The sequence below is a fragment of the Streptomyces sp. NPDC006487 genome (genome assembly GCF_042870555.1).
Lineage (GTDB): Bacteria > Actinomycetota > Actinomycetes > Streptomycetales > Streptomycetaceae > Streptomyces.
The window spans coordinates 70,842-90,235 of record NZ_JBIAHN010000017.1 but is presented as its reverse complement, the minus strand read 5'-3'; the positions used below and the strand labels follow the sequence as shown (position 1 = coordinate 90,235).

General features: G+C 70.9%; 14 protein-coding genes. 6 read left to right on the top strand and 8 right to left on the bottom strand.

The window, feature by feature from the left end; genetic code table 11:
• Positions 1 to 172: 172 nt before the first annotated feature.
• Entirely contained in the window at positions 173 to 640 is a 468-nt protein-coding gene (locus ACFYM0_RS28605; RefSeq protein WP_388506324.1) for an RDD family protein, read from the bottom strand.
• A gap of 185 nt (positions 641 to 825) precedes the next feature.
• Between ACFYM0_RS28605 and glnA the strand changes: the two genes are divergently transcribed.
• Positions 826 to 2,235: a type I glutamate--ammonia ligase gene (gene glnA, locus ACFYM0_RS28600; RefSeq protein WP_356509497.1), complete on the top strand. Its 1,410-nt coding sequence runs from the start codon at positions 826 to 828 to the stop codon at positions 2,233 to 2,235.
• 108 nt (positions 2,236 to 2,343) lie between these two features.
• On the top strand, positions 2,344 to 2,661 hold the full coding sequence (locus ACFYM0_RS28595; RefSeq protein ID WP_388506322.1) for a MazG-like family protein: 318 nt from the start codon (positions 2,344 to 2,346) through the stop codon (positions 2,659 to 2,661).
• Between the two features lie 25 nt (positions 2,662 to 2,686).
• On the opposite strand, the gene ACFYM0_RS28590 is transcribed toward ACFYM0_RS28595, so the two are convergent.
• Complete coding sequence (locus ACFYM0_RS28590; protein ID WP_388506320.1) at positions 2,687 to 3,340, bottom strand: TetR/AcrR family transcriptional regulator; 654 nt, start codon at positions 3,338 to 3,340, stop codon at positions 2,687 to 2,689.
• A gap of 85 nt (positions 3,341 to 3,425) precedes the next feature.
• Here ACFYM0_RS28590 and ACFYM0_RS28585 point away from each other — a divergent pair, with 85 nt between their 5' ends.
• Positions 3,426 to 4,196: an SDR family NAD(P)-dependent oxidoreductase gene (locus ACFYM0_RS28585; protein WP_388506318.1), complete on the top strand. Its 771-nt coding sequence runs from the start codon at positions 3,426 to 3,428 to the stop codon at positions 4,194 to 4,196.
• Positions 4,197 to 4,220: 24 nt separating this feature from the next.
• On the opposite strand, the gene ACFYM0_RS28580 is transcribed toward ACFYM0_RS28585, so the two are convergent.
• From ACFYM0_RS28580 to ACFYM0_RS28555, 6 genes are all read right to left on the bottom strand, one after another.
• Complete coding sequence (locus ACFYM0_RS28580) at positions 4,221 to 4,739, bottom strand: DUF4240 domain-containing protein (protein WP_243330439.1); 519 nt, start codon at positions 4,737 to 4,739, stop codon at positions 4,221 to 4,223.
• A gap of 170 nt (positions 4,740 to 4,909) precedes the next feature.
• Positions 4,910 to 7,594: a pyruvate dehydrogenase (acetyl-transferring), homodimeric type gene (gene aceE / locus ACFYM0_RS28575; RefSeq protein ID WP_388506316.1), complete on the bottom strand. Its 2,685-nt coding sequence runs from the start codon at positions 7,592 to 7,594 to the stop codon at positions 4,910 to 4,912.
• Between the two features lie 244 nt (positions 7,595 to 7,838).
• Positions 7,839 to 8,462: a GntR family transcriptional regulator gene (locus ACFYM0_RS28570; RefSeq protein ID WP_327257452.1), complete on the bottom strand. Its 624-nt coding sequence runs from the start codon at positions 8,460 to 8,462 to the stop codon at positions 7,839 to 7,841.
• Positions 8,463 to 8,684: 222 nt separating this feature from the next.
• The gene (gene sucB / locus ACFYM0_RS28565) at positions 8,685 to 10,463 is read right to left on the bottom strand and encodes a 2-oxoglutarate dehydrogenase, E2 component, dihydrolipoamide succinyltransferase (protein ID WP_388506314.1); all 1,779 of its coding nucleotides are present in this window, start codon (positions 10,461 to 10,463) and stop codon (positions 8,685 to 8,687) included.
• Positions 10,464 to 10,520: 57 nt separating this feature from the next.
• Positions 10,521 to 11,909, bottom strand: coding sequence for a dihydrolipoyl dehydrogenase (gene lpdA, locus ACFYM0_RS28560; protein ID WP_327252390.1), 1,389 nt, complete (start codon positions 11,907 to 11,909; stop codon positions 10,521 to 10,523).
• Between the two features lie 317 nt (positions 11,910 to 12,226).
• Positions 12,227 to 13,759: a leucyl aminopeptidase gene (locus ACFYM0_RS28555; RefSeq protein WP_388506312.1), complete on the bottom strand. Its 1,533-nt coding sequence runs from the start codon at positions 13,757 to 13,759 to the stop codon at positions 12,227 to 12,229.
• Positions 13,760 to 14,103: 344 nt separating this feature from the next.
• On the opposite strand from ACFYM0_RS28555, the gene ACFYM0_RS28550 reads away from it, so the two are divergent.
• From ACFYM0_RS28550 to ACFYM0_RS28540, 3 genes are all read left to right on the top strand, one after another.
• Positions 14,104 to 16,128, top strand: a complete 2,025-nt coding sequence (locus tag ACFYM0_RS28550) for a hypothetical protein (protein WP_388506310.1) — start codon at positions 14,104 to 14,106, stop codon at positions 16,126 to 16,128.
• Between the two features lie 122 nt (positions 16,129 to 16,250).
• Entirely contained in the window at positions 16,251 to 17,765 is a 1,515-nt protein-coding gene (gene pelF / locus ACFYM0_RS28545) for a GT4 family glycosyltransferase PelF (protein ID WP_388506309.1), read from the top strand.
• Positions 17,762 to 19,360, top strand: coding sequence for a hypothetical protein (locus ACFYM0_RS28540; RefSeq protein ID WP_388506307.1), 1,599 nt, complete (start codon positions 17,762 to 17,764; stop codon positions 19,358 to 19,360). The genes pelF and ACFYM0_RS28540 overlap by 4 nt, the downstream gene beginning before the upstream one ends.
• The last annotated feature ends 34 nt before the right edge of the window (positions 19,361 to 19,394 follow it).

Below are 19,394 nucleotides of genomic sequence, written 5' to 3'. Positions count from 1 at the left end.
CCCGCGGGGCCCCGCCCTGCGCCGCCCCCCCCCCCCCGCTCCCCCCCCCCCCCCCCCCCGCCCCCCCCCCGCCCCCCCCCCCCCCCTCCCCCCCCCCGCCCCCCCCCCCCCCCCCCCCCCCCCCCCCCCCCCTCTGTTGTCGGTCCCGTGTCACCGGTTCCGGGTCCGCGTCTCAGATCCTGACCTGCACGGCGCGGCTGAGACGGTCGTGCAGGCCGCGGCCGTCGCGGTCCCAGACGAGGGCCGGGATCAGCAGGGCGAGCAGTGCGGTGCGCAGCACCACGCGGCCGAAGCCGAGCCGGCCGCCGTCCTGCGCAATGACCCGGAGGCCCAGGATCCGCTTCCCGGGGGTAAAGCCCACGGTGCCGACCGTCAGGATCACCAGGGTGACGAAGACCGCCAGTGTCCAGTTCCCCGTGCCGTTCCAGTCACGGCCCGTGATCAGGCCGTACGCGATCAGCTGGCAGGCCATCCAGTCGATGGCCACGGCGCCGAGCCGGCGGCCGAAACGGGCCACCGAGCCGGACCCCTGCTGCGGCAGGCCGAGCTGTTTGCCGGGGTATCCGAAGTCGACACCCATCCCCTCCGCGGCCTCGCGGGGGCCGGAGAGCCAGGATCCGATTGCTTGCCTCTTGTCCACCCGAACACGGTACCCGTGCCGCTCGGCACCGTTCCGGCGGGACCCTGGTTAACTTGTGCGAAACAAATGGGTCATGCTTGAGAAACCCCGTCTGCTTATGGTCGGGTCAGCGTGCGGCACCGCACTGACGCACCACTAGCTATAAAGCCCGCCCCTGCCCCGGGGTCGGGAGTAGGAGGAGTTGGATGTTCAAGAACGCCGACGAAGTGACGCAGTACATCAAGGAGAACGACGTCAAGTTCGTTGACGTCCGCTTCTGCGACCTGCCTGGTGTGATGCAGCACTTCACCATCCCGGGGCGCGCGTTCGACCCGAACGAGGAGCTCGCCTTCGACGGCTCCTCGATCCGCGGCTTCCAGGCGATCCACGAGTCCGACATGGCGCTGCGCGCCGACATCACCACCGCGCGCCTGGACCCGTTCCGCAAGGACAAGACGCTCAACATCAACTTCTTCATCCACGACCCGATCACGGGCGAGGCCTACAGCCGTGACCCGCGCAACGTCGCGAAGAAGGCCGAGGCGTACCTCGCCTCGACCGGCATCGCCGACACCGCGTACTTCGGTCCCGAGGCCGAGTTCTACGTGTTCGACAGCGTGCGCTTCGCGACCTCCGCGAACGAGAGCTTCTACCACATCGACTCCGAGGCCGGCGCCTGGAACACGGGCTCCGAGGAGAACAACCGTGGTTACAAGGTCCGCTACAAGGGTGGTTACTTCCCCGTAGCCCCGGTCGACCACTTCGCCGACCTGCGCGCCGAGATCTCCCTCGAGCTGGACGCCCAGGGCCTCCAGGTCGAGCGTCAGCACCACGAGGTCGGCACCGGTGGCCAGGCCGAGATCAACTACAAGTTCAACACGCTGCTCGCCGCGGCCGACGACCTGATGCTCTTCAAGTACATCGTGAAGAACGTCGCCTGGCGCAACGGCAAGACCGCGACCTTCATGCCGAAGCCGATCTTCGGTGACAACGGCTCGGGCATGCACGTGCACCAGTCGCTGTGGGCGAACGGCGACCCGCTGTTCTACGACGAGGCCGGCTACGCGGGCCTCTCGGACACCGCGCGCTACTACATCGGCGGCATCCTCAAGCACGCCCCGTCGCTGCTGGCGTTCACCAACCCGACGGTGAACTCCTACCACCGCCTGGTCCCGGGCTTCGAGGCGCCGGTCAACATGGTGTACTCGCAGCGCAACCGCTCCGCCGCGATGCGCATCCCGATCACGGGCTCCAACCCGAAGGCCAAGCGCGTCGAGTTCCGTGCCCCGGACCCGTCCTCGAACCCGTACCTGGCGTTCGCGGCCCTGCTCCTCGCGGGCCTCGACGGTGTGAAGAACAAGATCGAGCCGATGGAGCCGATCGACAAGGACCTCTACGAGCTCTCCCCGGACGAGCACGCGAGCGTTCCGCAGGTCCCGACGAGCCTCGAGGACGTCCTCAAGGCCCTCGAGGAGGACCACGAGTACCTCCTGGCCGGCGGTGTCTTCACCCCCGACCTGATCGAGACCTGGATCGACTACAAGCGCACCCACGAGATCGCCCCGATCGCGCAGCGCCCGCACCCGCACGAGTTCGAGCTCTACTTCGACCTCTAAGCCGTGCCGTGGTCGTGCTGACGCACTGATCGAACGGAGCCCCGTTCCCCTCCTCACGGAGGGGGGCGGGGCTTCTGCGTTGCGCCGGCGCGGCGCTAGTTTCGGGGGATGGACGACACCTGGAAGACCATCGGGGCCCTCGTGGCACGGTTCGACGAGCACGACCGGGAGCGCGGGATGGCGCACGAGGAGAGCGTGACGCTGCAGATCCTGAAGATCGGCGAGGAGTTCGGCGAAGCCGCACAGGCCGTGATCGGGGCCAAGGGCACGAATCCCCGCAAGGGGAACTCCCACACCTGGGGGGACGTGGAGGCGGAGATCGCGGACGTCATCGTCACGGCGATGGTCGCGCTGGCCCGGATGCGGCCCGACGCCCCCGCCTTCTTCGAGGAGCACCTGCGGGAGAAGTCCGCCCGGTTCCTCTGACGGGCGCGCCCTGTGACGGGCGCGCTCAGCGCATCAGCGGCATCGCGCCCGTGAGGTCGCGCAGGCAGCGGACCGCGAGTTCCGCGGGGGAGCCCGGGCCCGAGGGCGGGGTGTCCGTGGTGGACCACAGCTCCAGGGAGATGCGGATCGCGTCCGTGGCCGCCGCCGCGAGGAGGCGGACGGCGAGGGGCTCGGCCTCCGGGCCGGCGAGCCGGGCGACGACCGGGACCAGGCGCTCCTCGGAGTCCTGGTTGACCCGGTACCAGACGGCCCGCAGGGCCTCGTCGGTCGTGGCGGCGCGCAGCAGGCCGCGGGTGACCTCCAGGCCCTCGTCGAGGGCCTGGGGGTCCGTGAGGGAGCGGGTGACGGCGCGCTCCATGGCCTCGGTCAGCGGGGTGCCGGGGTCCTCTTCGGCAAGCAGCGCGCGCCAGGCGTCGCCGCCGCCCGCCAGCAGGGGGGCTACGGCCTCCTGCTTGTTGCGGAAGTAGCGGTAGAACGTGCGCAGCGCGACGCCCGCGCGGTGGGCGATGTCCTCGGCGGTGGTGCCGTCGGGGCCGTGCTCGGCGAAGAGTTCGCAGGCGGCGCGGGCGATGTCGAGCTGGGTGGCCGCCTTGCGGCGCTCGTTCAGCGACTGGGCTCCGGGGCCTGCCTGGGGAGAGTACGGACGAGGGGATCTCACCGGGGAAGGATACCCCGGCCCCGAGGTGGAATTGCGTGTTTTGACAGGGTGGCAAAACGTGTCATCGCGAGAGTACGCTCCCCCCATGAACCGTTACGAAGGACGTCGCGTCCTCATCACCGGCGGCGGCTCCGGCATCGGCCGGGCCACCGTCCACCGCATCCTCTCCGAGGGCGGCCGCGTCCACACCGTGGACGTCAACGAAGCCGGTCTCAAGGTCACCGCGGACCGGGCCGCCGCCGACGGCCACGCGGACCGCCTCACCACCGCGGTCCTCGACATATCCGACGAGGCCGCGGTCAAGGCCGGCGTGTCCGCCGCCGTCGACGCCCTCACCGGTATCGACGTGCTGGTCAACGCCGCGGGCATCCTGCGCTCCGCGCACACCCACCAGACCACGCTCGAGTTCTGGAACAAGATCATCTCGGTGAACCTGACCGGTACGTTCCTGGTCATCCGCGAGGCGCTCCCGGCGCTGCTGGCGGGCGACCAGCCGGTCGTCGTCAACTTCAGCTCCACCTCGGCGTCCTTCGCCCACCCCTACATGTCCGCCTACGCGGCCAGCAAGGGCGGCATCCAGTCCATGACCCACGCGCTGGCCGCCGAGTACAGCAAGCAGGGGCTGCGCTTCGTCGCCGTCGCACCGGGCTCCATCGAGAGCGGCATGACCACCGGCACCGGTCCCGGCCTGCCCGAGGACACCGACTGGAGCCTGTTCGCCAAGCTCGCCCCGGCCCTCGGCCAGGGCTTCGCCGGCCCGCAGACGGTCGCCGGCGTCGTCGCCATGCTGGGCTCCGAGGACGGTGCCTTCATCACCGGCACGGAGATCCGCATCGACGGCGGCACGCACTACTGACACGGGCGGGGGAAGAGGGGGCGGTCAGCCCCTGAAACGGTCCCACAGCCGGGGGAAGCGCTCCGCGAGCACGGCTTCGTTCTCGAAGTCCAGCGCTGCGCCCTCCGGCTCCGCCGCCTGCAGTGGGATCCCCAGATCCGGCGCGACCGACCCGGTCAGCTGCTCGTACGCCTCGTCCGCCGCGTACCCCAGCTCCTCGCCGTCCCCGTCGATCTCCTCGTCGAACTCGTCGAGGAGCTCCGCGAGCTGGTCAGGGTCGTGCACCCCGCCCTCGAAGACCTCCCGGCCCTGTCCGATCAGCCAGCACCGGAAGTAGTCGAACGCGTCGTCGCTGGCCCCGTCGAGCAGGACCCAGGCAGCGCCCCACAGGTCCCAGGTGTACGCCCGGTTGTACCGCGACTCGAAGTGCCGGGCGAAGTCCAGGACGGAGTCCGGGTCGAGCTGTGCCAGCCGCTCCACGAGCAGCTCGGCGTGTTCCTCGGGGTCGCCCTCGGCGGCCTCGCGGGTACGGTCGACCATCTCCCAGAACTCCGTCTCGTCCATCACCGCTCAAGCATCACGGGTACACCCCCTCGCCGCCACCGCGCGTGCCGCGAAAGGCCGGTCCGAGACCCCCGCACGGCCGCATGCCCACGCGAAAGGCGGCCCGCTCCCGAAGGAGCGGACCGCCTCACGGTCGTTCGGAGAACACCGGCCGTACGGGCCGCCGGGGCCTACAGGCCGTAGCGCTCCCGGGCCTCCTTGATGGAGGACGCCGGGACCTCGCCGCGGCGGGCGAGCTGGGCCAGCGCGGCCACCACGATCGACTGGGCGTCGACACCGAAGTGGCGGCGGGCGCCCTCACGGGTGTCGGAGAGGCCGAAGCCGTCCGTACCCAGCGAGGTGTAGTCCTGCTCGACCCACTGGCTGATCTGGTCCGGGACCTGACGCATCCAGTCGGAGACGGCGAGCACCGGGCTGGTGACGCCCTCCAGCGCACGGGTGACGAACGGGGTGCGCATCTCCCCGCGCAGCAGCGCCTCGTCGCACTCCAGCGCGTCGCGGCGCAGCTCGCCCCAGGAGGTGGCGGACCAGACGTCGGCGGCCACGTTCCAGTCGGCGGCGAGCAGCTTCTGCGCGTCCAGCGCCCAGTGGATCGCCGTACCGGAGGCCATCAGCTGGATCTTCGGGGCGTCTGCGGCCGGGGCCGCCTCCGCGAGGTCCGCCGCCGTGTTGAAGCGGTAGAGGCCCTTGAGGATGCCCTCTTCCACGCCCTCGGGCATGGCCGGCTGCGGCTTCGGCTCGTTGTAGACCGTCAGGTAGTAGAAGACGTCTTCCGGCTTCTCGCCGTACATCCGGCGCAGACCGTCCTTGACGATCACCGCGATCTCGAACGCGAAGGCCGGGTCGTAGTTGAGCGACGCCGGGTTCGTGGACGCGATCAGGTGCGAGTGGCCGTCCGCGTGCTGCAGGCCCTCACCGGTCAGGGTGGTGCGGCCGGCGGTGGCGCCGACGATGAAGCCCTTGCCGAGCTGGTCGGCGAGCTGCCACATCTGGTCGGCGGTGCGCTGCCAGCCGAACATCGAGTAGAAGATGTAGAACGGGATCATCGGCTCGCCGTGCGTCGCGTACGACGTGCAGGCGGCGATGAAGTCGGCCATGGCGCCGGCCTCGGTGATCCCCTCGTTGAGGATCTGGCCGTCCTTGGCTTCCTTGTAGTACATGAGCTGGTCGCGGTCGACCGGCTCGTACGTCTGGCCCAGCGGCGAGTAGATGCCGGCCGACGGGAAGAGGGACTCCATGCCGAAGGTGCGGGCCTCGTCGGGGACGATCGGAACCCAGCGCTTGCCGGTCTCCTTGTCCCGCATCAGGTCCTTGACGAGCCGGACGAAGGCCATGGTGGTGGCCATCTCCTGCTTGCCGGAGCCCTTGAGCAGCGGGGCGAAGGAACGGTCCGCCGGAGCCGGCAGGGCCACGTGCTTGACCTTGCGGGCCGGGGCCGGGCCGCCGAGCGCCGCGCGGCGCTCGTTGAGGTACTGCACCTCGGGGCTGTTCGCGCCCGGGTGGCCGTACGGGACCTGGCCGTCGGCGAAGGCGCTGTCCGGGATCGGGAGGCCAAGGAGGTCGCGCATGTCCTTGAACTCGTCGATCGTCAGCTTCTTCATCTGGTGGTTCGCGTTCTTCGACTCGAACCCGGCACCCAGCGTGTAGCCCTTGACGGTCTGCGCGAGGATGACCGTCGGCGCACCCTTGTGCTCCAGGGCGGCCTTGTACGCGGCGTAGACCTTGCGGGGCTCGTGGCCGCCGCGGGAGGTGTGGAAGCACTCGGCGATCTTCGCATCGGAGAGCACGCCGGCCAGCTGTACGAGCTCGGCGTTGGCGCCGAAGAAGTGCTGGCGGATGTAGGCCACGTCGCGGGTCGCGTACGTCTGGAACTGGGCGTCGGGTACCTCGCGCAGGCGGCGTACCAGGGCGCCCGTGGTGTCGAGCTGGAACAGCTCGTCCCAGGCGGAGCCCCACAGCGACTTGATGACGTTCCAGCCGGCGCCGCGGAACTGGGCTTCCAGCTCCTGCACCACGCGGAAGTTCGCGCGGACCGGACCGTCGAGGCGCTGCAGGTTGCAGTTGATGACGAAGGTCAGGTTGTCGAGCTGCTCGCGGGAGGCCAGGGCCAGGGCGGCGGTCGACTCGGGCTCGTCCATCTCGCCGTCGCCCAGGAAGGCCCAGACGTGCGAGTTGGCGGTGTCCTTGATGCTCCGGTTCTGCAGGTAGCGGTTGAAGCGCGCCTGGTAGATCGCGGAGAGCGGGCCGAGGCCCATGGAGACCGTCGGGAACTCCCACAGCCACGGCAGGCGCCGCGGGTGGGGGTAGGACGGCAGGCCGTTGCCGCCGGCCTCCTGGCGGAACTTGTCGAGCTGCTGCTCGGAGATCCGGCCGTCGAGGAAGGCGCGGGCGTAGATGCCGGGGGAGGCGTGGCCCTGGATGTAGAGCTGGTCGCCCGATCCGTCGGCCTCCTTCCCGCGGAAGAAGTGCTGGAAGCCGGTCTCGTACAGCCACGCGGCGGAGGCGAAGGTGGCGATGTGGCCGCCGACGCCGTACTTGGAGCCGCGGGTCACCATGGCGGCCGCGTTCCAGCGGTTCCACGCGGTGATCCGGGCTTCCATCGCCTCGTCGCCGGGGAACTCCGGCTCCGCGGCGGTGGGGATGGTGTTGACGTAGTCCGTCTCAAGGAGCTTCGGCAGCGCGAGGCCGGCGGCCTCGGCGTGCTGAAGGGTGCGACGGAGCAGGTATTCGGCGCGGCGCGTACCGGCGGCCTTGGCGACGGCGTCGAGTGAGGCCGCCCATTCGGCGGTCTCCTCGGTGTCGCGGTCCGGGAGCTGGTCGAGCTCGCTCGGAAGCTTTCCTACGGGGTCGGACATCGGTGTGCGCCGCCTTCCGGACAAAGGAGAGGTGGTGAAGAAATCCCTGACGGGCAGGACAGGGTCGTTGGACCCGGTTGGGGTCCGCGGATGACTGTAAGGCGCTGATCGATGATCGATCAAATGAAAGTGACGAAGAAACGTCCATATGACAAAAGTCGGCACCGGGTGCCATGAAAATGGGCACCCAGTGCCGGGCAAATCGGGGTGAAGCGGGCGGTCCAGTGGGTCTCGAGGGGCGAGATCAAGCCCGCGGCGCGCAGCCCAGAACGTGCCGCTTCACGAGCAGGCCGATGTCCGGGTCCTGATTGCGGAAGGCGTCCACCAGGGCTTCGTGCTCTTCGGCGTAGGACTTCTGGACGGTTCCCAGCCACCGGATGGACAGGGCCGTGAAGACCTCGATGCCCAGGGACTCCCAGGTGTGCAGCAGCACGCTGTTCCCGGCGGCCCGCACCATCTCCCGGTGGAAGCCCACGGTGTGCCGGACCTGGGCCGTGCCGTCCGCACCGCGGTCGGCCTCCCACAGGGCCGCCACGTGCGGTTCCAGGGCCGAGCAGTCGGCCGCCAGCCGGGGCGCGGCCAGCTCGGCGGCGATCTGCTCCAGGCCCGCCCGGACCGGATAGATCTCCTCCAGGTCCGCCGCCGACAGGTTCCGTACGCGCACGCCCTTGTTCGGCGCCGACTCGATCAGCCGCAGCGTCTCCAGCTCGCGCAGGGCCTCGCGCACCGGCGTCTGGCTGACCTCCAGCTCCACCGCGATCCGGCGCTCCACGATCCGCTCGCCGGGCTTCCAGCGCCCGCTGACGATCCCCTCCACGATGTGCTCGCGGATCTGCTCGCGCAGCGAGTGCACGACGGGTGGGGTGATCATCGGGGCTTCATCTCCTGGTGGGTGTGCAGGGTCACGCGGGGCCTGATGCGTAGACAATACGGCGGAGCCGCTCGTGGCGATGCGTTCCTGGTCGGAGGCGCAGGGTGAGGCTGGTTACAACCGCCGGCCCGAGGGGCCAGGGTACGACGACGGCGCCCCCGCCCGGGACGTGTGTCCCGGGCGGGGGCGCCGTGCGCGACAGGTTCGCCGCGAAGTGCCTTACAGGCCGAGCTCGACCTCGAACTCGCCGGCCTCGAGGATCGCCTTGACGGCCGAGAGGTACCGGGCCGCGTCCGCGCCGTCCACCAGGCGGTGGTCGTAGGACAGGGTCAGGTACGTCATGTCGCGGATGCCGATGTTCGTGCCCTCGGCGGTCTCGATGACCACCGGGCGCTTGACCGTCGCGCCGATGCCCAGGATGGCGACCTGGTTCGGGGGCACGATGACCGTGTCGAACAGCGCACCGCGCGAGCCGGTGTTGCTGATGGTGAAGGTCGCGCCCGACAGCTCGTCCGGCGTGATCTTGTTGCCGCGGACCTTGGAGGCCAGGTCGGAGGTCGCCTTGGAGATGCCCGCCAGGTTGAGGTCACCGGCACCCTTGATGACCGGGGTCATCAGGCCCTTCTCGGAGTCCACGGCGATGCCGATGTTCTCCGAGTCGAAGTAGGTGATGGTGCCCTCGTCCTCGTTGATCCGGGCGTTGACGACCGCGTGGGCCTTCAGCGCCTGGGCCGCGGCCTTGACGAAGAACGGCATCGGGGACAGCTTGACGCCCTCGCGGGCGAGGAAGCCGGCCTTGGCCTTCTCGCGCAGCTTCATGATCTTGGTGATGTCCACCTCGACCACGGAGCTGAGCTGCGCCTGCGAGTGCAGGGCCTTCATCATGTTGTCGCCGATGACCTTGCGCATGCGGGTCATCTTGACGGTCTGGCCGCGCAGCTCGGACACCGCGGCGGCCGGAGCCTTCGCGGCCGGAGCGGCGGCGGCCGGAGCCGGGGCGGCAGCGGCGGCCTTGGCGGCCTCTGCGGCGGCCAGGACGTCCTGCTTGCGGATGCGGCCACCGACACCGGTGCCCGAGACCACGGACAGGTCGACGCCGGACTCCGTGGCGAGCTTGCGCACCAGCGGGGTCACGTAGGCACCCTCGTCACCGGCGGAAACCGGGGCGGCGGGGGCGGCCGGAGCCACGGGGGCGACCGGAGCCGGAGCCGCGACGGGCGCCGGAGCGGCCACCGGGGCGGCGACGGGCGCCGGGGCGGCGGCGACCGGAGCCGGAGCCACGACCGGAGCCGGGGCGGCGACCGGAGCGGCGGCGACCGGAGCCGGAGCGGCCGGAGCCGGAGCCGGAGCGGCGGCGGCCGGGGCGGCCGCGGGGGCCGCACCTGCCGCGCCGATGACGGCCAGACGGGCGCCGACCTCGGCGTTCTCGTCCTCGGCGACCAGGATCTCCAGCAGGACGCCGGCGACCGGGGCGGGGATCTCGGTGTCGACCTTGTCGGTCGAGACCTCGAGCAGCGGCTCGTCGGCCTCGACGGACTCGCCGACCTGCTTCAGCCAGCGGGTGACGGTGCCCTCGGTGACGGACTCGCCCAGGGCGGGGAGCACGACATCGGTACCGGCGGCCGGAGCGGCGGCGGCCGGAGCCGCGGCCACGGGGGCCTCGGCGACCGGGGCCGGCTCGGCGGCGGCCGGGGCCGCGGGGGCCTCGGCGACCGGGGCCTCGGCGGCGGCCGGAGCGGCGGCCGCAGCCGGCGCGCCCGAGCCGTCGTCGATGACGGCCAGCTCGGCGCCGACCTCGACGGTCTCGTCCTCGGCGACCTTGATGGAGGCGAGGATGCCCGACACGGGGGACGGGATCTCGGTGTCGACCTTGTCGGTCGATACCTCGAGCAGCGGCTCGTCGGCCTCGACGCGCTCGCCCTCGGCCTTCAGCCAACGGGTGACAGTGCCCTCGGTGACGCTCTCTCCGAGCGCCGGAAGGGTTACGGAAACCGACATGGTTTCAGTTGCTCCTAACGAATGTGCGGATGTGGTCGGTCGTCGCGCCCGTGACGATCAGTCGTGGTTGTGCAGCGGCTTGCCGGCAAGGGCCAGGTGGGCCTCGCCGAGCGCTTCGTTCTGGGTCGGGTGCGCGTGGATCAGCTGCGCGACCTCGGACGGAAGGGCTTCCCAGTTGTAGATCAGCTGGGCTTCGCCGACCTGCTCGCCCATCCGGTCACCGACCATGTGGATACCGACCACGGCACCATCCTTGACCTGGACGAGCTTGATCTCGCCCGCGGTCTTGAGGATCTTGCTCTTGCCGTTGCCCGCGAGGTTGAACTTCGCGGCGATGACCTTGTCCGCGCCGTAGATCTCCTTGGCCTTGGCCTCGGTGATGCCCACGGACGCGACCTCGGGGTGGCAGTACGTGACGCGCGGGACGCCGTCGTAGTCGATCGGGACGGTCTTGAGACCGGCCAGACGCTCGGCTACCAGGATGCCCTCGGCGAAGCCGACGTGCGCGAGCTGGAGGGTCGGGACGAGGTCGCCGACCGCCGAGATGGTCGCCACGTTGGTCTGCATGTACTCGTCGACCAGGACGTAGCCGCGGTCCATCGCGACGCCGTTCTCCTCGTAGCCCAGCCCCTGGGAGACGGGGCCGCGGCCGATGGCGACCAGCAGCACCTCGGCCTCGAAGGTCTTGCCGTCGGCCAGGGTGACCCGTACGCCGTTCTCGGTGTACTCGGCCTTGTCGAAGAAGGTGCCGAGGTTGAACTTGATGCCGCGCTTGCGGAACGCGCGCTCCAGAAGCTTCGAGCTGTTCTCGTCCTCGACCGGCACGAGGTGCTTGAGGCCCTCGATGACGGTGACCTCGGCCCCGAAGGACTTCCACGCCGAGGCGAACTCGACGCCGATGACGCCGCCGCCCAGGATGATCGCGGACTCGGGCACGCGGTCCAGGACCAGCGCGTGGTCCGAGGAGAGGATGCGGTTGCCGTCGATGTTCAGACCCGGCAGCGACTTCGGCACGGAGCCGGTCGCCAGCAGGACGTGGCGGCCCTGGATGCGCTGGCCGTTCACGTCGACGGAGGTCGGCGAGGAGAGGCGGCCCTCACCCTCGATGTACGTCACCTTGCGGGAGGCCACCAGGCCCTGCAGGCCCTTGTACAGGCCCGAGATGACATCGTCCTTGTACTTGTGGACACCCGCGATGTCGATGCCCTCGAAGGAGGTCTTGACACCGAACTGCGCGGCCTCGCGAGCCGAGTCGGCGACCTCGCCCGCGTGCAGCAGAGCCTTCGTGGGGATGCAGCCGTTGTGCAGGCAGGTGCCGCCGAGCTTGTTCTTCTCGATCAGGGCAACGTCCAGACCCAGCTGGGATGCGCGCAGCGCCGCGGCGTAACCGCCACTGCCGCCGCCGAGGATCACTAGGTCGAAAACGGTGCTGGCGTCGTTCGCCACGTCACGTCCTCCATGCATGTGCGCCGAGCACCGGTCCTCTGTGACCGGGCGGCGGCTGGTATACGGCCGCTTTTTCTTCGGCCCTGTGGTGGGGGCCCTGTCCTGCCGAGAACCCATCTTCGCATTTGTCGGCGGAACGCGGGACGCCGGGCCTGCCCTGGGTCAGGTCGTTCTGCCCGAACCGGGGGTTACCGCAGCGTAGAAACCTACGGATTTCGTTGAGAGTGAACAGGCCCCGGGCCCGATCAGAAAATCTGATCATGCCCGGGGCCTGCGTCGCGCTGTACCGCTGTACCGCCCGGTCTACGCCGTGGACGTCAGCCCAGGTCGCCGGTGGCGGTGCGCTCGGCCAGCCGCACCAGGGTGCGCACGGCCGAGCCGGTGCCGCCCTTGGGGGTGTAGCCGAACGGGGCGCCCTCGTGGAAGGCGGGGCCCGCGATGTCGAGGTGGGCCCAGGTGATGCCCTCGCCGACGAACTCCTGGAGGAAGAGGCCGGCCACCAGGCCGCCGCCCATCCGGACACCCATGTTGGCGATGTCGGCGGTGGGGGAGTCCATGGTCTTGCGCAGGTCCTCGGGGAGCGGCATCGGCCAGGAGGCCTCGCCGACCTCCTCGGCGATCTCGTGGATGGAGGTGCGGAAGGCGTCGTCGTTGGCCATGATGCCGAAGGTGCGGTCGCCCAGGGCCATCACCATGGCGCCGGTCAGGGTCGCCACGTCGACGATCGCGTCCGGGGTCTCCTCGGAGGCCTTGGTCAGCGCGTCGCCCAGGACCAGGCGGCCCTCGGCGTCCGTGTTGAGCACCTCGACGGTCTTGCCGCTGTACATGCGCAGCACGTCGCCCGGCTTGGTCGCCGAGCCGGAGGGCATGTTCTCCGCGAGCGCGAGCCAGCCGGTGATGTTGACCTGGAGGCCGAGCTTGGCGGCCGCGACGACGGAGGCGAAGACGGCGGCGGCGCCGGCCATGTCGCACTTCATCGTCTCGTTGTGGCCGGCCGGCTTCAGGGAGATGCCGCCGGAGTCGTAGGTGATGCCCTTGCCGACGAAGGCGAGGGTCTTCTCCGCCTTGGCGTGGGTGTAGGAGAGCTTCACCAGGCGCGGCGGGTTCTCGGAGCCCTTGCCGACGCCCATGATGCCGCCGTAGCCACCCTTGATCAGGGCCTTCTCGTCCAGGACCTGGACCTTGATGCCGTTCTCCTTCGCGGCCGCGCTCGCGACGGCGGCGAAGGCCTCGGGGGTGAGGTCGTTCGGCGGGGTGTTGACCAGGTCACGGGCGATGTTGATCTCGGTCGCAACGATCGTGGCGCGCTCGGCCGCGGCCTTGTGCTCCTTGTCGCGCGGCTTGGCGCCGAGCAGGGCGATCTCGGCGAGCGGCTGCTTCGGGCCGCCGTTCTTGTTGCCGTCCTTCTTCTCGCCGCCCTGGTAGGCGGTGAACGCGTACGCGCCCAGCAGTGCGCCCTCGGCCACGGCCGTGACGGCGGAGGCGTCGTCCAGGGGGAGTGCGAAGGCGGCCTTCTTGGTGCCGTGCAGGGCACGGGCGGCGGCGCCGGCGGCGCGGCGCAGCGCCTCCTCGTCGTAGGACTCGTCCGTGTCGGGAAGGGCGCCCAGCCCGACCGCCAGCACGACCGGGACCTTGAGGCCGTCCGGGGCCGGCAGCTTGGTGGTCTCGCCTTCGGCGCCCGAGGCACCGAGCGCGTCGAGCACGGCGGCGAGCTTGCCGTCGTACGCCTTGTCCACGGCCTCGGCGCCCGCGGCGACGACGGGGCCCTTGGGGCCCTTCGCCACGCCGACGACGAGGGCGTCGGCGCGCAGCGTCGCCGGTCCGGCAGTGCTGAGAGTCAGAGCAGTCACGGTGGTGAATTCTCGCTTCCGTTTTGGTGGTGTGGGCCGAGTGGGTGGACGGCCGTCCGTAGCGATCGTATTCGGGCCCGATGGCCGCCGGAAATGAGCCTACGCGTACGTACTCGTCCGCACGCCACTCGAAGGTTTGGCAAGTTGTTCGATCACGAGGCGGGCAGGTTCACCCATCTGTGGCTTCTGCTCCAGGTTTGCCTCTCGGACCTGACGAGGTCCGAAACACTCGGACCACTCTCGCAAGGGGACGCGGGGTTCCTTTGCATCATTTCCACAGAGCCTCCCCGGTCTGGCTCAACGCCACAGGCCGAAGTCGAGGATCTGCGGGGGGAAAGGCCGAAATGGTCCACAAGAACCGGATGAACAGGCTCGCCGCCGTCTGCCTCGCGGCTGCCATAGCATCCGTCGCGGTACCCGGAGCGGCCGCGCAGGCGGCGGTCACTCCGCGAGTCGACCTGCGGGTCCTCGTCGTCGACGACGGCGGGAGCTCGGTCGAGGCGATCACGGCGGAGCTCCGCGACACGGGGGTTCCGTACACCCGCGTCGACCTGGGCAGCGGGAGCCGTCCGGTCGTCAACGCGGCATTCCTCGCCGACACCGTCGACGGGCGGCCGCGCGCCAAGTTCCAGAGCGTGGTGCTGCCGAACGAGAACCCGTTCGGGGCGGGATCGGCCGAGATGGCCGCGCTCACCGCGTACGAGACGGCGTACGGGATCCGTCAGGTCGACGCCTACACCTGGGCGCACCCGGGCGTCGGCCTGGAGTACACCGACAACGGCGGCTACAGCGGCACCCTCGACGGCACCCAGGCCGCCGTCACCGCCGCCGGCAAGGCGGGCCCCTTCGCCTACCTCGGGGGGCAGGTGGCCTTCGAGGACAACTCGCCGCTGATCCCCGAGAGCTACGGGTACATGGCCAGGCCGCGGACGGGCTACACCAGCTACCTCGACGCCCCCGTCGGCTCCGGACGGGCCTCGCTCGTCGGCGAGTACACCCACGACGGGCGCAGCGAACTGGTCGTCACCTTCGGCTACAACCAGTACCAGCAGCAGTTCCGGCTGCTGGCCCGGGGCATCGTCGAGTGGATGACCCAGGGCATCCACCTCGGCCAGGAGCGAAACTACTTCGCGGTCCACGTCGACGACGTCTTCGCCCCGGACGCCCGCTGGAACAAGGACCTCAACTGCACGCCGGGCGACTACGCCTGTGCCGGCGGCGAGGGCCAGGAGTCCACGATCCGGATGACGGCCGCCGATGCCGTGTACGCGGCGCAGTGGCAGACGACCAAGAACTTCAAGCTCGACATGCTCTTCAACGGCGGCGCCGGTGAGGAGTGGAAGGCCGAGAACGGCGGGGTCGACGCCCTGACCGCCCAGCTCGTCGCCGACCGGGCGAAGTACCGGTGGATGAACCACACCTACACCCACCCGTTCCTCGGCTGCGTCCAGGACACCACCACCGTCCCGTGGACCTGCACGAAGAACGCCGCCGGCGCGATCAACTACATGAGCCGTGCCGAGATCTCGGCGCAGATCCGGGACAACAACAACTGGGCCGCCTCCAAGGGCATCACCACCGACCGCACCGAACTGGTCACCGGTGAGCACTCCGGCCTCAAGACCCTTCCGCAGCAGCCCCAGGACAACCCCAACCTGGCCGGCGCGCTCGCCGACAACGGCGTGAAGTGGGCGGGCAGCGACAACTCCCGCGAGCCCGCGCAGCGGGCGGTCGGCGCCGCGCTGACCGTCCCCCGGCACCCGATGAACGTGTACTACAACACGGGCACCAATGCCGAGATGGCCGACGAGTACAACTGGATCTACACCAGCCGGGCCGACGGCGGCAGCGGCATCTGCGAGGACAACCCCGCCACCTCCACCTGCCTGCCGGCCCCCCTCGACGCCGCTTCGGGCTACCTGGACCACATCGTCCCGGCCGAGGCCAGGACCGCCATGCGGCACGTCCTGAACAACGACCCCCGCCCGCACTACGTCCACCAGTCCAACCTCGCCGAGGACCGCACCCTCTACCCGGTGCTCAACCAGGTGCTCGACACCTACCGCACCCTCTACGCGCCCTCCGCGCCGATCGTGAACCAGAGCATGAAGGACACCGGCGTCGAGTTCCAGCGCCGCGCGGCGTGGAACGCGGCGGTCGCAGCCAACCAGTTCACCGCCTACCGCATCGGCAAGGTCGTCACCGTCAAGGCGCCCTCCGGAGTCGTGGCCCCGGTCACCGCGCCCACCGGCACCAAGAAGCAGCTCCTCCTGGGCACCGCGGACTTCGGCACCGCCTACGCCGGCTCCCGCTCCACCTGGACGGCCCCCGAGCTGCTCCAGAGCGCCGTCACGCTGAACATGCCCTGATGTTCCACACGCCCTGACCATCCGGGCGGGCACGTACAGGACAGCCACGCGTACCACCTAGCGCCGGCGCTCCGAGAACCCCGGGCGCCGGCCCCTTTTCCGTCCTTGGGGGGACACACCGCATGAGCCATGGGCGCCATGTCACCATGCTCACCGAAGGCACCTACCCGCACGTCCACGGGGGCGTCAGCACGTGGTGCGACCAACTGGTCCGCGGCATGCCGGAGGTCGACTTCAACGTCATAGCCCTGACCGGCTCCGGACGGGAGCCGGTCACCTGGGAGTTGCCGCGCAACGTCTACCGCCACACCAGCGTTCCCCTCTGGGGCGCTCCGCCGGCCCGCAGACTCCGCTCCGGACTGCGGGGCAAGGCCCGGCGCGGTTTCGCCGAGACCTACGAGACCTTCCTGCTCTCCCTGCTCGACCCCGCCCGCGGCGGATTCTCCGAATCCCTGCGCGAGCTGGCCGCTCTGGCCCGCTCCGGGCGGCTCGCCGCGGCCCTGCGCTCCGAATCGGTGCTGCGCCTGCTGATGACCGTCTGGACCCGCCCCGGCCTGGTCACCGCCGCCGCCGAGCCCACCATCCACGACGCGCTCACCGCCACCGACCTGCTGGAACACGCACTCCGCCCGCTGTCCGTGCGGATCCCGCCCGACAGCGTCGCGCACGCCGTCAGCAGCGGACTGGCCACCCTCCCGGCGCTCGCCGCCAAGTACCTCGACGAGGTGCCCTTCCTCCTCACCGAGCACGGGATCTACCTCCGCGAGCGCTACCTCGGCTACCGCAGTGCCGAACAGCGCTGGCCCGTCAAGGCGCTCATGCTCGGCTTCTACCGCGAGCTCAACACCGAGGGCTACCGGCAGGCCGACCTGATCACCCCGTGCAACCAGTACAACCGCCGCTGGGAGGAGCGCGGAGGCGCCGACTCCGAACGGATCCGCACCGTCTACAACGGCGTCGACCCGCACGCCTTCCCCGAGGCCGGTCCCGAACCGGAGGTTCCCACCCTCAGCTGGTGCGGCCGCATCGACCCCATCAAGGACCTCGAAACCCTCGTCCGCGCCTACGCGTTCATGCGCGAGGAGCTCCCCGCCCTGCGGCTGCGCCTCTTCGGCCCGGTCCCGGCCGGCTGCGAGGAGTACAAGCTGAGGCTGGAGAAGCTCGCCGCCGAACTGGGGGTGAGCGACGGGATCTCCTACGAGGGCCGCATCGAGAAGGTCGCGCAGGCCTACGCGGCCGGCTCCATCGTGATGCTCTCCTCGATCAGCGAGGGCTTCCCCTTCTCCATCATCGAGGCCATGTCCTGCGGCCGCACCACCGTCTCCACCGACGTGGGCGGGGTCCGCGAAGCCGTCGGCGACACCGGCCTGGTCGTCCCTCCGCGCGAGCCCGAGACCATGGCCCGCGCCACCCTCGCCCTGCTCCGCGACGACGAACGCCGTGCGGAACTCGGCCGGATGTCCCGCAAGCGGGTGGTGGAGAAGTTCACGCTCCACCAGTCCGTGGACGGCTTCCGCCACATCTACCGCGAGCTCGCCGGCCAGCCCGTGCTGCCCGTCCACGCGGGCGACGAGTGGACCCAGCGCCTCGCCGACCCCTGGTACAAGGAACTCGCCGCCGACGGGAGCCTGTGGTGAGCGGATCCCTCTGGCTGCGCCCGCCCGGCCCCGACGGGGCCTGGGTGCCCGTCGGCCACGCCGCGGCCGCCGGGCGCGGTACGGCGCCCGCCGCGAACGCGGCCGACGGCCTGCCCGGCATCCCCCGGCCGCGCCGCGAAGGGCCGGCCGCCGACCCGATGGACGAACTCGCCGAGCGCCTCGACGTGTTCATCGCCGCCGCCGTCCACCCCGACGAGATCGCCGCCGTCCTGGAATCCGACGGCATGACCGACGAGCACATCCGCCTCGCCTACGGGCGCCAGGACTCCTTCGGTCTCGCCGAGGAGCTCTACGCCCGGGTGCCGCGCTCCTTCCCGGAGCCCGAGAAGGTCCCCGACCCCTGGAAGGTGCCCCTCACCGCCTGCCTCCTGCGCGGGGTGATCTTCGCCCTGCCCGGGCTGGCCTACCTGCTGGGCGCACCCCTGCTGGACGGTCCCAAGGACCGGCTCGGGCTGCCCGCCGGGACGCTCACCCTGCTCGCCGGGGCACTCATCGGCTGGGTCTGGGACCAGACCCTGTCCCACCGGGCGTACTCCTGGCTCGGCCTCGGCGACCGGGCCGCCGCCGGGCGGACCCTGCTCGCCGGAGCCCCCGCCGGGGCCCTCCTGGGTACCGCCGCCGCGCTGGCGGTACCCGGCGGGCCCCCCTTCTCCTACGCCTTCGCCGCCGGTCAGGCCCTGTACGTCGGGGCCGCCACCGTGCTGCTCGTCCTCGGGCGGGAGCGGCTGCTGCTGGCCGCGCTCGCCCCGATGGCCGCCGGGGCGCTGCTCTCGCTCTTCCTGGAACCGCCCGTCCCCGTCCGGGTGTTCCTGCTGGCGGCCTCCCTCCTGGCCGCCTGCGCCCTGGCCGTACGGGAACTGCCGCTGGCCGACGGCGTACGGGCCCTCGTGCTCCGCGTCCGCGGCTGGACGGAGCACCGGCCGGGCGAACGGGGCCCGGTGCGCTGGCAGATGCTGCGCGGTGCCGAGGAGGAGTACGGGCCGCGCGGACCCCGGCTCGGGGACTCCGTCCCGTACGGGGTGTTCGGTCTGGGCACCGGTCTGCTCGTGCTGTACGCGGCCCTGGGGGAGGTGCTCGCCGGCGGCCCCGCCGAGGCGGTCGCGGCCCCCTCGGCGGTGGCGCTCACCCTCAGCATGGGCCCCGCCGAATGGCTGCTCCACCGGTTCCGCAGCGGCAGCCTCGCCGGTCTGCGCGCGGCCCGCTCGCCCCGGCAGTTCCGGCTGCGGATGCTCTCCACCCTGACCCGGTGCCTCGCCGCCTACCTGGCCGTGCTGCTGGCCCTCGGGCTCACCGGAACCCTGCTCTGGCCCGGCGCGCCCGGCCTGACCGGGGTCCGGGTCGCCACCCTGCTGCTGCTCGGGGCCGTGATGTGGACCGGGCTGCTCCTGCAGTCCTTCGGGGCGGTCCGGCCCGCCGCGGTGGTCTGCGCCTCGGCCGCCGTCGCGCAGAGCCTGGCCCTGCTCCTGGGTCTCGGCCAGCCGCGCGCCGTGCAACTCGCCGTCGCCGGAGCCGCGGCGCTCGCGCTGGGCACGCTGGTCTGCCTGCTGCTCGGCCGCGCGACGGCCCACCGCTGACCCCCACCCCTGACCCCCTCCGCCGGCCACGGCC